Annotated in this window: 14 protein-coding genes; all 14 read left to right on the top strand. The window is 45.4% G+C overall.

All coding sequences use genetic code 11. The features are described from left to right. Positions 1-177: 177 nt before the first annotated feature. The 14 genes from AC3WVG_RS09910 (at position 178) to AC3WVG_RS09845 (ending at position 14,499) form a co-directional block, all read left to right on the top strand. Positions 178-2,157: a penicillin-binding protein activator gene (locus tag AC3WVG_RS09910; RefSeq protein WP_488797969.1), complete on the top strand. Its 1,980-nt coding sequence runs from the start codon at positions 178-180 to the stop codon at positions 2,155-2,157. 11 nt (positions 2,158-2,168) lie between these two features. Continuing rightward, on the top strand, positions 2,169-2,453 hold the full coding sequence (gene gatC, locus AC3WVG_RS09905) for an Asp-tRNA(Asn)/Glu-tRNA(Gln) amidotransferase subunit GatC (RefSeq protein ID WP_488797968.1): 285 nt from the start codon (positions 2,169-2,171) through the stop codon (positions 2,451-2,453). Positions 2,454-2,563: 110 nt separating this feature from the next. Continuing rightward, positions 2,564-4,027 (top strand): Asp-tRNA(Asn)/Glu-tRNA(Gln) amidotransferase subunit GatA, encoded by a 1,464-nt coding sequence (gatA, locus tag AC3WVG_RS09900; protein WP_488797967.1) that lies wholly within the window; start codon positions 2,564-2,566, stop codon positions 4,025-4,027. A 166-nt stretch (positions 4,028-4,193) separates the two neighbouring features. Beyond that, entirely contained in the window at positions 4,194-5,234 is a 1,041-nt protein-coding gene (gene mnmA / locus AC3WVG_RS09895) for a tRNA 2-thiouridine(34) synthase MnmA (RefSeq protein ID WP_488797966.1), read from the top strand. Positions 5,235-5,333: 99 nt separating this feature from the next. After that, positions 5,334-6,629: a tRNA (N(6)-L-threonylcarbamoyladenosine(37)-C(2))-methylthiotransferase MtaB gene (gene mtaB, locus AC3WVG_RS09890; RefSeq protein ID WP_488797965.1), complete on the top strand. Its 1,296-nt coding sequence runs from the start codon at positions 5,334-5,336 to the stop codon at positions 6,627-6,629. Then, entirely contained in the window at positions 6,616-6,756 is a 141-nt protein-coding gene (locus AC3WVG_RS09885) for a hypothetical protein (RefSeq protein ID WP_488797964.1), read from the top strand. The genes mtaB and AC3WVG_RS09885 overlap by 14 nt, the downstream gene beginning before the upstream one ends. A gap of 245 nt (positions 6,757-7,001) precedes the next feature. Beyond that, positions 7,002-7,556: a DUF4416 family protein gene (locus tag AC3WVG_RS09880; protein WP_488797963.1), complete on the top strand. Its 555-nt coding sequence runs from the start codon at positions 7,002-7,004 to the stop codon at positions 7,554-7,556. Further along, positions 7,549-8,430, top strand: coding sequence for a YicC/YloC family endoribonuclease (locus AC3WVG_RS09875; RefSeq protein ID WP_488797962.1), 882 nt, complete (start codon positions 7,549-7,551; stop codon positions 8,428-8,430). The genes AC3WVG_RS09880 and AC3WVG_RS09875 overlap by 8 nt, the downstream gene beginning before the upstream one ends. A gap of 110 nt (positions 8,431-8,540) precedes the next feature. After that, positions 8,541-8,813, top strand: a complete 273-nt coding sequence (locus tag AC3WVG_RS09870; protein WP_488797961.1) for a DUF370 domain-containing protein — start codon at positions 8,541-8,543, stop codon at positions 8,811-8,813. Next, positions 8,800-9,423 (top strand): guanylate kinase, encoded by a 624-nt coding sequence (gene gmk / locus AC3WVG_RS09865; protein WP_488797960.1) that lies wholly within the window; start codon positions 8,800-8,802, stop codon positions 9,421-9,423. Before AC3WVG_RS09870 ends, gmk begins: the two co-directional genes overlap by 14 nt. A gap of 12 nt (positions 9,424-9,435) precedes the next feature. After that, on the top strand, positions 9,436-10,143 hold the full coding sequence (gene pyrF, locus AC3WVG_RS09860) for an orotidine-5'-phosphate decarboxylase (RefSeq protein ID WP_488797959.1): 708 nt from the start codon (positions 9,436-9,438) through the stop codon (positions 10,141-10,143). A gap of 4 nt (positions 10,144-10,147) precedes the next feature. Beyond that, positions 10,148-10,945: a tetratricopeptide repeat protein gene (locus AC3WVG_RS09855; RefSeq protein WP_488797958.1), complete on the top strand. Its 798-nt coding sequence runs from the start codon at positions 10,148-10,150 to the stop codon at positions 10,943-10,945. A gap of 37 nt (positions 10,946-10,982) precedes the next feature. Further along, positions 10,983-12,686, top strand: coding sequence for a single-stranded-DNA-specific exonuclease RecJ (gene recJ / locus AC3WVG_RS09850; protein WP_488797957.1), 1,704 nt, complete (start codon positions 10,983-10,985; stop codon positions 12,684-12,686). A gap of 64 nt (positions 12,687-12,750) precedes the next feature. Continuing rightward, complete coding sequence (locus AC3WVG_RS09845; protein ID WP_488797956.1) at positions 12,751-14,499, top strand: aldehyde ferredoxin oxidoreductase family protein; 1,749 nt, start codon at positions 12,751-12,753, stop codon at positions 14,497-14,499. Positions 14,500-14,670: the final 171 nt, after the last annotated feature.

Raw genomic sequence — 14,670 nt, 5'->3', positions numbered from 1 at the left:
TAGTTGTTTACCCAAAATATCCCATTATGCTCTGTCCGCAAGCAAGTTTTAGATGAGTCCAAGTCTTTGTACCAGCATGAAAGAAACCAAGACTAGAATAAAACATGGAAATTAAGTTGACAAAAAGTTCGGCTACAAGCTCTTGAATTTCAATCATCGATTAACCCAATGAAACCCATGAAACTAGTAAAAATATCTATCTTTTGCCTGATTGTATTTTTAACAGCCTGCGCTCCAAAAAAAAGCCTCATGCAACCCATGCCAGAAGATGCCCTTTTAATCCAAAAGGCCGATCAGGCATGGGAAGATAAAAATTTCCTTTTAAGCCAGAAACTATACGCTAAAATTGTCACTGAGGCTAATCTGGACCAAAAAACCAGAATAACCGCCTGGGAAAGACTGGCCTTAAGTGCCATGCACAATAATGACTATCACCAGGCACTAACAGCACTTAAACATTGGGCTGAGCTCATGCCTCAGATAAAAAACTCCTGGCATTGGCACAAGCTTTACTCCCAGGCCCTAAAACAAACCCAGTCTGACTCTGTCTATGAAGAATACCTGTCCAGACTGATAATCAACAATAACTATCCGTTCTCGTTAAGGCTTGAGGCTGGCTATGTTTTGGCCAAACATTATTTCGCCCAAAAAAATTGGGGCCAGGCCCTGCAAGTATATAAAGAGTTGCATGAACAAGCCAAGGACAACGAGTCCAAAATTGCCCTGGAGACCCATCTGGCTAATTTCTTAGAACAACTCGCACCGGCAGAACTCCAAACCATTAAATTAACTCTGGACCCGGCCCAAAAATGGGACTTCCCGCAAAATATTGTCTTTTGGGTCTATTCTATCCAGAAACTCAAAGCTGATAACTCCTGCTGGCCACGTATCTGGCCCAATTTGAACAGTCTTATTCAAAACGGAAAATTTACAGATGTAGAGCCCTTTTTAGCTGAGTTTAATTTCTGGGAAAAAAAGTTGGGTAAACCAAGTCAAACCATAGGACTGACCCTCCCTCTAAGTGGTCCTTATGCAACAATCGGGTGGAAAATTTTGCGGGGAGCAAGTCTGGCTCAATGGGCACTTCTACAAGATGGCGTGCAAATAAAAATCAAGACCATAAATACAGACGCGCCTGACTGGCAAAACATCCTGCACAATGAAAGCGAGGCTCTTATTTTTGGAGGTCCGCTTCTCAAAAAAAACTGGGAAGAGCTAACAAAACTCGGTGAAAATGAGCGTAAGCTTTTTTTCACCTTTCTGCCTACTATAGAACAAGAAGGTCAAGCTGGGTGGCGATTTTTTCCCAGCCCCAGAGACCAGGTTCGAGTTTTGATCAAAAAAGTCATTCTGGATCTAAATTTTACCAACTTGGCTATTCTCTATCCGGAAGAAAATTACGGTCGGAAAATGGCCAAGATATTCTGGGAAGAATCTTCCAAATTGGGGGCTAAAATTACCGGTCTTAAGAGCTATCCACCGGATCAGCCCACCAGATGGGGGAAAATAGTCGCCTCTTTTTTAAATATTAAGGACAAGAACGATCCCTTGCAAAACCCTGATCCAGACTTTCAAGCTGTATTTATCCCGGACTCCCTGTCACGGGTCAGAGCTATAATTCCTCAATTCTTTTTCTACGACGAAAACCGGCTCCTGTTCCTGGGCCCCATGTTATGGACGCAAGGGTTTAATCCCAAGGAGTTGGAAGTGCACTATTTTTCCCTGGCCCTGGTGCCCGGGGCATGGTGGCCAGAAAACCATGGGGCAAAAGTGACCCAGCTAAAAAACCTGCTTAACCAGACCGTCCAGGGCGAGCCGGACTTCTGGGTTGCTCTGGGCTTTGATTTTGTCCGATTTTCAACTATGCTTGGGAGGTTATCTGACTCATGGCACTCCTCAAAGATCAATCAAATATTGGCTCAGATTCAAGATATGGACTGGACCATGGCCCCCATATCCTGGAATGAGCATGGTCAAGCGAGCCAGGATCTTTTTGTATTTCAACCTTCAAGTTCAGGTCTTATTCCTGCAAACATAACAAGTATTGAAGCAAAGATAGAATTCAGGACCGAAAGACGGGCCCAGAGGCTGGAAAAGTTAAGACTTGAACAAAATAGTACTGTCCAAACCCTGGATTCAGAACAACTTGTCCAGTAAAGGAGAAAAAAATGAGTATTAGTAAAGAAGACGTTGCAAAAATTGCCACTCTGTCCAGGCTATCTCTGGAAGAAAATAAACTCGACCAATTTTCTGATCAATTATCCGGCATCCTGAAGTATATGCAAAAATTAAATGAGCTTGAGACCACAAATGTAGAACCACTTTATTCACCAGTAGACCAGACCACCGTGCTTCGGGAAGACGTTGTCGAAAAAAAGTTCACACGCGAGGAATTACTGGCCAATGCCCCCGAAGACGACGGCCAGTATCTTATTGTGCCTAGAATTATTTAAACTTAGGGACATAAAGTAGGCGCCTGTGTAGGGACGTGGCGCGCCGTTCCACTACCCTGTAGAACATCACACGACACAAAAACTATAAACCTTATAAGACGAGAGCAAAAATGGAACTTGCGATAAAAAATCTTACCCAAATCAGAGACATTTTGCTTCGCAGAGAAGTCAGCGTTAAAGAGGTCGTAACTGAATGTTTACAAGTAATTGAAAAGACTGAGCCACAATTAAACGCCCTGATTACCACCTGTGCAGAACAAGCACTTGAACAAGCCAAACAGTTGGACAACCAGGGGCCTGACCCGGACAAACCATTATGGGGCGTACCTATCGTCATCAAAGATGTCATTGCCACGAAAGGATTACGCACCACCTGTGCTTCAAAAATCCTGGAAAATTTCACCCCCTGTTATGACGCAACTCTAGTGGAAAAACTAAAACAAGCCGGAAGCATCATCCTGGGTAAAACCAATATGGATGAATTTGCCATGGGTTCGTCCACGGAAAATTCCGCATTTGGCCCCACCAAAAACCCCTGGGATTTAACCCGGGTTCCCGGTGGTTCCAGTGGCGGTTCAGCAGCCAGTGTGGCCGCAGCACAAGCCTTTGCTTCAGTCGGCACTGATACTGGCGGCTCTATTCGGCAACCTTCTGGTTTTTGCGGTATTGTTGGTTTAAAACCAACCTATGGCAGGGTCTCGCGTTTCGGACTCATTGCCTATGGCTCATCACTGGACCAGGCTGGCCCCATGACCAGGACAGTCCGGGATGCAGCGCTCATGCTGCAAGTAATTGCCGGCTATGACCCCAAAGACTCCACAAGCAGTCCGAAAGGTGTGCCTGATTATGTTCAGGGCTTGCAAACGGCGAATGACCTCAAGGGGATACGCCTGGGCTACCCTTCTGAATATTGGAGAGAAGGATTAAGCCAGGAGGTTAAAGATTGTTGTGAACAGGCCTTGAACAAGGCCAAAGAATTAGGAGCAGAAATTGTACCCATCAGTTTAAAACATACACCCTATGCCATTGCCACCTACTACATCATTGCCATGGCAGAGGCATCATCCAACCTGGCCAGGTACGACGGAGTACGTTTTGGCTATCGGGACAAAGATGCCACAGAACTAATAGAGATGTATCTCCGCTCCCGCTCAAAAGGTTTTGGTGAAGAGGTCAAGCGAAGGATCATGCTAGGAACTTATGTCCTTTCTGCCGGATATTACGATGCCTATTATAAAAAGGCAGCTCAGGTGCGACGGCTTATCCGCCAGGACTATTTGGATGCACTAAAACAGTGTGACCTTATTTGCGCTCCAGTTGCACCCACCACCGCCTTTAGACTGGGTGAAAACATAGACGACCCATTACAGATGTATCTGACCGACATCTTTACTATTTCTCTTAATCTTAGCGGACTGCCCGGCCTGACTTTGCCGGTGGGCCTAGGCCAGGAAACGAACATGCCCGTGGGCATGCAATTTTTCGGACCGGCCTTTGGAGAAGAAATTATCTTCCAGGTCTGCCACACCCTGGAACAAGCCTTGCCAAGTCCTGGTTATCCACTGGGTATATGAGTAGATGGGAGGATGAGTGGATGGGACAGGTGCCCTGTGGAATGTCCCGAAGGGAATCCTATTCAACAGGGCGTGCAACACTAGGGCATAATGGGCTACACCCATTATTAACCCATAACCCCATCAACCATGTACCCATATACCCATTAACCCATAATCCGAAATCATGAAAATAGCTGTTGCTCTTAGTGGTGGAGCAGATAGTCTCATGGCCCTGCTACTCCTCAAAGAACAGGGCCATGATGTTTTTGCTGTCCACGCCCATTTCCTGCCCCCCTCAGATGAGCTCATTCAACTGAGCCAAAAAATAGAAAAGATTTGTCGCAGCCTGGGGGTAAACCTGCACATTCTTGATCTCTCACACGAATTTGAGCGGGAGGTTATTTCGCCTTTTGTGCATACATACATTAAGGGTTATACTCCCAACCCTTGTGCCTTGTGCAATGCCACGATGAAATTTGGCCTGCTTCTGGATAAAGCACTTAGCCTTGGTGCCCAAAAAATGGCTACGGGTCACTATGCCGAAGTAAAAATTATAGACGATCAACCCACCTTGTGGCGAGCAAAGGACAGCTCAAAGAATCAGAGTTATTTTCTTTCTCTTGTGCCGAAACACAGATTTGAGAACGTTGTTTTCCCTCTGGCTTCCTGGTCCAAAAAAGATGTATACCGGGTACTGGAACAAAAGGGACTCCAGCCTGTCATCTCCAGAGAGAGTAATGAAATCTGCTTTATTGATGATGACTACCGTGCTTTTCTCCTCCAAAGAGGAGTAAAACTTCCTGGCCCAGGTCCTATTAAAACCAGCAAAGGTGAAATTCTGGGAACGCACAAGGGGCTGTGGCGATATACATTGGGACAACGTAGAGGAATAGGCGTTGCATATAAACATCCCCTCTATGTCATCAACAAAGACCTGGCCCGGAACACCCTTATTGTTGGCTCGGAAGAAGAATTATGGTCTAAAGGATGCATTGCCCAGAATGTTAATTTTCTAGTCCCCCCTGCCAAGTGGCCAGAAGAAATTCTGGTCCAGACCAGATACAGACAAAAGGCAAAAAAAGGATGGATAGAGATTAAAGATAATAACTTGCATATCCATTTCTTAGAACCGCAAAAAAAACCAACCCCAGGCCAGGTGGCAGCCATCTTTTCACCTCAAGGACAGGTCCTTGGAGCGGGGATTATAAAAAAGGGCAAAGACTAAAGAAGCCTAAGACTCTAAAAGGTCAAAAAGTTAAGAGGTTAAAAAAAATTATAAAATTAGCCTGTTGACCTTTTACCCTTTTTATCTTTTAACATATTTATGACAAAGTTTTACATAACCACCTTAGGATGCAAAATTAACCAGTATGAAACCCAGGCTATAACAGAGGCCTGGCAAAAAAAAGGATATGATCTAGTTGCAAACCCGGAAGAGGCCGAGGTTATAATTGTCAATAGTTGCGCTGTAACTGCCAGGGCTGTACGGGACTTAAAAAAATTGCTGCGCCAGTTGGCAAAGCTTGTGGCTGACACCAAAATTATAGTTACTGGCTGTGCAGCCGAGGTTATGGCTGAAGAATTAAAAAAATTAAAAGAAGTCCACACGATTATTCCCCAATCACAGAAAAACCTTTTTTTGTTACCCGAAAATGTTCTAGGCTCCACCTCTTCTCACCCTTTACCCCTTACCCCTTGCTCCTTTGCCCTTGAAATTTCCAACTACTTTCGGGCCAGGGCAGTGGTCAAGATTCAAGACGGTTGCAGCCATAAATGCACCTACTGTATCGTGCCCCTGACTCGTGGACCAAGCCGCAGCAGGACCCCAAAGGCTATCTTAGACGAAATTGAGCGGCTCTTTAACAGCGGCGTGCGCGAAATTTCCCTTTGTGGGGTTAATTTGAGACAATTTGGCCGTGATTTGACTCCCAAAATTGATTTCTGGGATCTACTGCTGCAGATTCAGCAACATTTCGGCCCTGAATGGCAGGGAAAGGCGAGGATACGCATCAGCTCCCTGGAACCGTCAGAATTGACAGACAAGGCCCTGAATGTTTTAAGTCAGGCTGGCCTTGTCTGCCCTCATCTGCACATATCCATGCAAAGTGCAAGTTTAAATGTTTTGAAACGCATGGGAAGAGGACACTATCGTCCACAATCGCTTGAAAAGTTTGTCCATCAATTAAAAGATATCTGGCCTCTCTTTGGACTGGGGATGGACATCCTCGTTGGGTTTCCGGGAGAAACCGAAAAGGATTTTCAAACCACTTATGATTTTTGCGCACACATCCCCTTGTCTTACGCCCATGTTTTCCCTTATTCAAAAAGACCGGGTACGCCCGCAGCCAGGTTTCCCGATCAAATCCCGGCCAGCGTCAAGAAAGAACGTGCTGCAGCCCTAAGAGAATTAATCCAAAAAAAGAAAACGCTATTTTTAAACAAACTCGTAAAACTACCCCAGGTACATCTGGTCCTGGAAAATGAAAATCAGGGTATGACCGAGTATTATGTTCAGGCCAGGCTCAAAAATCCCGACCCAGCCCTTTGTGCCAGGCAAATAATTAAGGCCAAGCCAAAAGGGATTAATGTTGAATGTTGGATGTTGAATGTTGAATTATAAAGAGCCTATGGCCAAACCCTATTTTAAGCGCAGATTGAAAGTCTTGGTTTCTGAAATGCATTACAAACGGCTTGGGCAATCCAATCTTAGTGAAGCTTCCGGAAAGACAGAGCATCGGGGTAAATAAGCTAAACACTTTGCGATATTTGCCATAACCATCGGTAATAAAAAGAATATTTGCTTACCCAAAATATCCCTTTATGCTCTGTCCGCAAGCAAGCTTTAGATGGGTCCAAGTCTTTGTACCAGCATGAAAGAAACCAAGACTGAAATAAACCAGGGAAATTAAGTTGATAAAAAGATTCGGCTACAGGCTCTAAAGAGATATGAGTCCAATTAAAAGAAATAGAAATAATTATAATTGAAGGCAAAATGAGCACTCCCCAAATACCAAAACCAGGCAAACTAATTCTCTCAATCTTAAGCGCCAAATGGGAATTATTTTGGCCAGGACTTTTATCTACCCTGGAAAAGAAAATGGGGAAAGTGGACTATCAAAGTGAGCTTATACCTTTCACCGAAACCAGATACTATGATGAGGAACTGGGGACTCCCATATTCAGACGCATACTCAGTTTCTCTCCCCTGGTCCCACTTGATATCCTGCCTGAAATCAAGCTCTGGACCAACTCCATTGAAAACGAGTACGCGCAACCCACCAACAATATTGCCCCACGCAACAAGCGCATATTCAACTTAGACCCCGGCATCCTGACCCATGAACGATTGGTTCTGGCCACAGGCAAAAACTTTACCCACCGCATTTACTTAAGAGATGGCATCTGGGCTGATTTAACCCTCATTTTTACCAAAGGTGACTTTCAAAATCTGCCCTGGACTTTTCCCGACTATGCATCAGAAAAAGTAAAAATACATTTGCGAAAAATAAGAGAACTATACCACAAGGAGTGCATTAAAAATGGCTAAAAGCATGACAGGATTTGGACAGGCTCAGATGCAAACCGAAAAGTGGGCCATTTCCTGGGAGATAAAGAGTGTAAATAGCCGCTTTTTGGATCTGAAATGGAAAACTCCACACAGCCTGAACGCCTTGCAACCAGAGTGGGAGAGGGTCGTCAGGGATCACGCCTTAAGAGGAAGAGTTGAATTATATTTAAACCTGCAAATTCTAGATCCTTCCCTTTTGGGTTTAACTTTTGACCGGGCCACGGCCGTGGCCATGCTCGGGCAACTAGCTAACCTCGCCGAGGAGACAAACACCGAGTTTCGCCCGGACTTAAATAGATTTTTAAATTTATCCAATTTGTGGCGGGATAAAGGCGGAGAAATCGACCCTGCCCTAAAAGAAGACCTCCATAAAACTCTAGAAAATGCCCTTATAGACTGGGATCAAAGTAAACTTAAAGAAGGTATAGCCCTGGCTGAAGATTTAAAAACGCGCCTGAGCAAGCTTAGAGACCTTGTCTATAAACTGGAAAAACTTGCCGCTGACAATGCCGAGAATCGCTATGCCGAGCTCAAACAACGGGTAGACAAACTCCTCCAGGAATATTCTATACAAACTGATGAATCCAGGATGCTCCAGGAACTTGCCTTGCTTGCGGATCGCCTGGATGTATCTGAAGAACTCACTCGACTTAAAAGTCACCTTAACAGCATGCAAGAACTGGTTGACAAACCGGGAGAAATTGGCCGTAAATTGGATTTTATGCTCCAGGAAACATTCAGAGAAATAAATACTTGCAGCAACAAATGCCACAATATAGAAATGAACCGTATTGCTGTTGACTTTAAAGCCGAGTTGGAAAAATGCCGTGAACAGGCACAGAATCTTGAATAAAATCCAGAAAATAAGAAGTCGGGAAGATGTGAGGTTGGAAAGATAGGACGACTTCTTCCTTATTTTCCAAATTTCTTATCTTCCCAGCTTCTCAACTTCTTCTATTGCGTATGCCCAAACAAAAACAGAAATTAATCAATATTGGTTTTGGCAACTATGTAGTCAGGTCCAGGGTTGTGGCCATTGTTAATCCCACATCTTCTCCTATGCGCAGGTTACGGGAGGATGCGCGGGACGACCACCGCCTTATTGATGCCACCCAGGGACGTAAGACCAGGTCGATCATCATTGCTGACTCCAACCATGTTATTCTTTCGGCTATCCAGCCGGAAACCATTGCCCAACGTCTTGAACAGGAAGAAGATGAGAATGAAAAAGAATAGCGAAAGCAAGGGCCTACTTCTGGTCATCAGTGCTCCATCAGGAACAGGAAAAAGTACCCTTATTTCCATGCTTAGAAAAGATTTTCCTGAGCTTAACTTCTCCATCTCCTATACCACCAGAAAACCACGGCCAGGTGAGGTACATGGCCAGGATTATTTTTTCGTGTCTAAAGATGAATTTTTGCGTTTAAAGCAAAAAGACTTCTTTGCTGAGTGGGCCTTGGTTCATAGCAATTTTTACGGCACCCCCAAAGAAATGACCTTAAGAGCTCTTCAGCAGGGACAAGATCTTGTTTTTGATATCGATGTCCAGGGAGCCAGACAATTAAAAGAAAACCTGGGCCTAGGTTGTTATGTCTTTATTTTTCCTCCATCGTTTGAGACACTAAAAGAACGTTTGCAAAAACGGGGCACGGATGACGAAAAAACTATTGCTAAAAGACTTGAAAATGCCAAGGCTGAAATAAGCCAAAGTCATTTTTTTGATTACTGGCTTATAAACGATGACCTGAATAAAGCCTATGAACAACTACGCTCCATTGTTGTTGCTGAAAAGTTAAGGCCGTGTTTTCGCCCCCATTTACCAGAAAATATTTTGAAACAAGAATAAATTAGGAATATCATGGCTGAACTTATAGTTGCATTGGATTTCAGTAAAAAAAGTCAGGCGCTCTCCCTGGCCAAACAGCTCAAAGATGAAGTTAAATGGCTAAAAATTGGCCTGGAACTATACACACGTTATGGACCGGAGGTAACCACAGAACTAAAAGTTCTTGGTTTCAATATCTTTTTAGATCTTAAATTTTTGGATATTCCCAATACAGTCCTGGGAGCCGTGCGCAGTGCAACAGCACTCGGCATAGACATGCTCACTGTCCATCTTCTGGGTGGTGAGTCTATGATCAGGGCAGCATTAAAAGGCAGAGAACTGGGGCAAGGGAAAGATGAACATAAACCTCTCATCCTAGGAGTAACAATACTCACAAGCCTGGAAAGAAAAGACTTGCCCTGGCCTGAAACCAGAGAGATTTCCCGGGTAGTTCTGGATTTGGCCCAAAAGGGTCAGAACTGGGGGGTAGACGGAGTGGTCTGTTCTGCCCAGGAGCTTGCTCTTTTAAAAGCAAAACTTGAACCTGGTTTATACTATCTGACTCCGGGTATCCGGTTGGATCAAAAAAGTGATGACCAGAAAAGAACTATGTCTCCTGGGGAAGCGGTGAAGTTGGGCGCGAATTTTCTGGTAGTCGGGCGACCGATCACCTGTGCCCAAGACCCGGTTAGAGCAGCCAGACTCTTTCAAAAAGAAATTCATCCGGCTACAAGGAGATAAACTCATGACTAATGACGTAAACTTAAATGCACAAAAAAAAGAAGAACACAACAAAATCAAAGGAGTCTTTTCTCTCCAAACCCTCATGAAGGTAGGTACCGGGACCACTCAGAGAAAGACCATCCAGAAAAATTACTGGTTTGCCAAAGAAGTCGAGAATGACATGATAGAAGTCCAGCCACTCAACGTTAATTACGTCCCTTCCGGTCCAAAGAAGCTCATCCCCAAGGATGAATTTCTGGACAAATTTTCTCCGGAACCAGAGTTTTATACCTACACGGTTTACCCCAAAATACGCGAATTAAACAAAACCATTGCCCGGGCCGATCGACACCGTAAACGAGGAGAAACTTACAGCGCTGAATTTGAGTACAAGAATGCCTTAAATATTGACGAAGAAAACATCCGTGCCAATTTTGGCCTGGGGCTTACTTATCTGGAAAGAGGAGACAAAGAAAAGGCCAATGACATCTTTGAACGACTAGTCAAATTAGATGCTGCCTTTGAGGCTGAACACAAGCATTTATTCAATGAGTTTGGTATCAATCTGCGTAAGCAAAAGATGTATGACCAGGCTGTAGACTATTATAGCCGGGCATTGGAACTGAGTCCGAATGATGAAAACCTGCATTACAATATTGCTCGGGCTTATTTTGGCCAAAACAAAATTGATCAGACTTTAACTCACCTCAAAAAGGCCCTGGAACTCAATCCGGACTTGGAAGAGGCAAAAAAATTCATTGAATTTTTAGAAAAAAAACGCCTTATTCCAGAAGGTACCATTAAAACCACAACTAGCTGAATCCGTCATAGTGATAAATGATTGCTGTTCACTGTCAATGTATTGGGAACTAAGGGACCAACCAGACAACTCGGAGCTTTATTCCTGGGCCCAAAAACTAAATATATCTCCCCTTCTAGCCCAGCTTTTATATCAAAGAGGCCTGACAACCCTCTCACAAATGCACTTTTTTCTAAACCCGGGGCTGCGCTATTTAAGCCCACTTCAAAACTGGCCTAACCTACTTTCCGCAGCCAGACTTGTGGCCCAGAGTATAACTCGTGGGGAAAAGCTAGCGGTCTGGGGCGACTATGACGTGGACGGAATTACAGCCACGGCCATGGTCAAAGATTTTTTCTCCCGCCGCGGGTACAAGATTGACCATTATATCCCTAACCGCCTAGAGAGTGGCTATGGCTTAAATATTGAAGGACTGGAACAACTGGCAGGGCAAGGGGTTAAGACCCTGATAACTGTTGACTGCGGTATATCCAGTCATGCTGAAATTGCCAGGGCTAAAGAGTTGGGACTCAAATTAATTGTTACTGATCACCATCTGCCCCAAAAAGACCTTCCACCGGCCGATATTATCGTCAACCCAAAACTCAGCTCCTGTCCCTGTCCTGAACTGGCAGGTGTAGGCGTAGCCTTTCTTCTTTGTGCAGCCCTAAACACCGTCCTTCCGGGAGACAAGCTGGATATCCGCCAGTTTCTGGACCTGGTGGCCCTGGGAACCATTGCGGATATTGTCGACCTGACTGGCGAGAACCGCATCCTGGTCAAAAACGGCCTTCTTCTCTTAAATGAAGCCAAAAGGCCGGGAATCAGGGCTTTAAAAGAGGTTAGCGGCCTGGGAGAGTCGTCCAGCCTGGGCTCTGGTGATGTAGGCTACATCCTGGCCCCCAGAATCAACGCTGCCGGTCGCATTGGTCAGCCGGAGTTGGCCCTGGAACTACTTTTAACTGAAGATATCCAAACCGCCCGCACTCTGGCCAGGCAATTGGACAGATTAAACACAGACAGGAAAAAAATAGAAGATGAAATTCTTAAGCAGGCCAAGGAACAAGCAGCACATCTAACGCAGATAAAGGCTAAACAAGGCCTGGTCCTATACTCTCCGGATTGGCATCCCGGAGTAATTGGCATTGTGGCCTCGCGCATTGTAGATGAATTCTACCGGCCATGCTTGATCTTAACCAAAGAAAACGGGCTGCTAAAGGGTTCCGGTCGCAGCATCCCCGAATTTGACCTCTACCAGGGGCTCTCTGATTTAAGTCATATTCTGCATGGTTTTGGCGGACACAGGCAGGCAGCAGGCTTAAGTTTGCTTCCTGAAAATCTGGATCAATTAAAATCTCTTTTTAACCAGCAGGTAATAGAAGAATTAGGGCCAGAGCCCGTGAAACCCAGGATCGTCCTCGATGCCTGTCTTAACTTCAAGGACCTAACGCCAACACTTTTAAAAGAACTAGAACTACTCCAACCCTTTGGACCGGGTAATCCCAGACCTGTCTTTTTGGGCAAAGATTTACGCGTCCAGAAACAGAAACTCTTTGGTCAAGGTAAACATCTTGGACTATTTTTACGCGACGAACAAGGAAAGATCACCCTAAGGGGCCAGGTTTGGCGCAAAGGAGAAAAATGGGGCCAAAACAACCTGGAAAATAAATCCATAACTATTGCCTTCACCCCAAAACTGTCTCTTTACAACGGTCTTGTAAGTATAGATCTAAATATTAAGGAGATCTTACAGGTGGAATAGAAGAAGCTGGCTGGATTGGGTAGTTGTAAAAAGGTCCTCGACTACTATCTTTTAAGGAGCAAACATGTTTGGATTTTATGGCCGCATTATTGTCATCAATCTTGACGATCAATCTTATACCTTTGAATCAATCCCTGATGAGATCCTAGCTGCCTACCTTGGAGGCAAAGGCCTTGGCACTTATCTCCTTCTAACCATGAACCCAACCGGAGCAGATCCTCTGGGACCGGAAAATCACCTGATTTTTACCACCGGACCTGTTACCCAGAGCCTTATCTGGGGAGGAAGCCGTTATGGCGTGTTTACCAAGTCCCCGTTAACCGGATTCTATACGGAATCGTATGCCGGGGGCAAAGTGCCAGAGGCTATAGACTCTATCGGTGTCGATGCCGTGGTTATCAAGGGCCAAAGCCAAAAACCAACTGCCCTGTCCATTCATCCGGATGGTTGCACTTTTTTTGACGCCTCAGACCTCTGGGGACTGGACTGCTATAAAACCGAAGACGAAGCCAAGGCCAGGTTTAGTCTCAACAAACCTGGATACCGCAATCCCGGAGCAGTCGTTATTGGTCCGGCAGGCGAAAATCTGGTCCGGCTGGCTGTAATTGAAAACGACTACTGGCGCTCTGCAGGACGAACCGGCGTTGGTGCGGTAATGGGCGCCAAAAAACTCAAGGCCATTGTTTTCCAGGGCGACTGCAGACGTCCTTTATATAGCCCCAAGGAGTTGGCCGCCTATAGTAAAAAATTTGTACGTACATATAAGAATAATCCCGGGGTCAAGGCTTACAAAGCCTTGGGCACAACCATGATGGTGGCCATGATGAACACAGCCGGGGCATTCCCGAGCCGTTACTGGCAACAAGGTACATGTGCACATTGGGAAAAAATCAGTGGCGAGACATATCATAAAGAACATCAGGTTACACCACACGCATGTGCCAAATGTTTTATGGCCTGTAGCCGCAAGGCAAAAATAAAAAGCGGTCCTCACCAGGGCCTGACCATTGAGGGGCCCGAATACGAGACGATTTATGCCTTTGGCGGGCTATGTATGATTGAGGAGATGGACCAGATCGCCTATTTAAACGATCTCTGTGATTGTCTGGGGCTGGATACCATAACTGCCGGTAATCTTTGTGCCTTTACCATTGAGGCGGTCAGGCGGGGCAAAGTAAAATATCCCATTGATTACGGCCAGGCTCAGGCCGTGGCCGACCTGTTAAAGGATATAGCCATGCGCAGAGGAATCGGCTCTGTCCTGGCCGAGGGTATTGTTTTTGCTGCCAAAACCTGGGGGCTTGAAGACTTGGCCATCCATGTCAAAGGTCTGGAACCAGCCGGATATGACCCAAGAGTGCTCAAAGGCATGGGCCTGGCCTATGCTGTAGCAGATCGCGGTGCCTGCCATCTGCGTAGCACTTTTTACAAGCCTGAACTGGCCGGACATATCTTGCCTGAGGCAGTTCAGGGCAAGGCCGAAATGTTGATCGATTATGAAGACAGGCTGACCATCTTTGACAGCTTGATCCTGTGTCGTTTCTACCGCGACCTGTATTCCTGGGAAGAGCTGGCCAAACTTGTCCACCTGGTGACTGGTCTTTCCGTCTCTAAAGAAGATTTAAAAAGCATAGCCGCATCCATTGCCGATATGACACGGCAATTTAACCTGCGAGAAGGTCTAAAACCCGAGCATGACCGCCTTCCAAAGCGGCTGCACAGCGAAGCCTTACCTGACGGCCGGAGCCTGAACAAAGAAGAATTTGAATATATGCTTGAGGAATATTATAAATTACGCGGGTGGGACAGTTAATAAATGGATTAAAGGATTCGATAAATAATGCCCTATGTAGGGACCGTAATCTCGTAGCCGTTTTGGCTGCCAGAACACGGAAAATTAAATAAAAAAATTCGACCCAGGAAAGAGCGCTGTGAGACTAACTCCGCTGTTTCTGAGGAAGTCGTACTGATACCAGAACATATC

The sequence above is a fragment of the Desulfovulcanus sp. genome (genome assembly GCF_982781345.1).
The sequence above is the reverse complement of the archived record's forward strand: the minus strand, read 5'-3'. Positions and strand labels throughout refer to the sequence as shown.

What these genes read in the sequence shown, in the direction of transcription:
- AC3WVG_RS09855 (WP_488797958.1), top strand. Translation starts at nt 10,148, where the DNA reads ATGACTAATGACGTAAACTTAAATGCACAAAAAAAAGAAGAACACAAC.
- mnmA (WP_488797966.1), top strand. Translation starts at nt 4,194, where the DNA reads ATGAAAATAGCTGTTGCTCTTAGTGGTGGAGCAGATAGTCTCATGGCC.
- AC3WVG_RS09875 (WP_488797962.1), top strand. Translation starts at nt 7,549, where the DNA reads ATGGCTAAAAGCATGACAGGATTTGGACAGGCTCAGATGCAAACCGAA.
- AC3WVG_RS09910 (WP_488797969.1), top strand. Translation starts at nt 178, where the DNA reads ATGAAACTAGTAAAAATATCTATCTTTTGCCTGATTGTATTTTTAACA.
- recJ (WP_488797957.1), top strand. Translation starts at nt 10,983, where the DNA reads ATGTATTGGGAACTAAGGGACCAACCAGACAACTCGGAGCTTTATTCC.
- gmk (WP_488797960.1), top strand. Translation starts at nt 8,800, where the DNA reads ATGAAAAAGAATAGCGAAAGCAAGGGCCTACTTCTGGTCATCAGTGCT.
- gatC (WP_488797968.1), top strand. Translation starts at nt 2,169, where the DNA reads ATGAGTATTAGTAAAGAAGACGTTGCAAAAATTGCCACTCTGTCCAGG.
- AC3WVG_RS09885 (WP_488797964.1), top strand. Translation starts at nt 6,616, where the DNA reads ATGTTGAATTATAAAGAGCCTATGGCCAAACCCTATTTTAAGCGCAGA.
- AC3WVG_RS09870 (WP_488797961.1), top strand. Translation starts at nt 8,541, where the DNA reads ATGCCCAAACAAAAACAGAAATTAATCAATATTGGTTTTGGCAACTAT.
- AC3WVG_RS09880 (WP_488797963.1), top strand. Translation starts at nt 7,002, where the DNA reads ATGAGCACTCCCCAAATACCAAAACCAGGCAAACTAATTCTCTCAATC.
- AC3WVG_RS09845 (WP_488797956.1), top strand. Translation starts at nt 12,751, where the DNA reads ATGTTTGGATTTTATGGCCGCATTATTGTCATCAATCTTGACGATCAA.
- gatA (WP_488797967.1), top strand. Translation starts at nt 2,564, where the DNA reads ATGGAACTTGCGATAAAAAATCTTACCCAAATCAGAGACATTTTGCTT.
- pyrF (WP_488797959.1), top strand. Translation starts at nt 9,436, where the DNA reads ATGGCTGAACTTATAGTTGCATTGGATTTCAGTAAAAAAAGTCAGGCG.
- mtaB (WP_488797965.1), top strand. Translation starts at nt 5,334, where the DNA reads ATGACAAAGTTTTACATAACCACCTTAGGATGCAAAATTAACCAGTAT.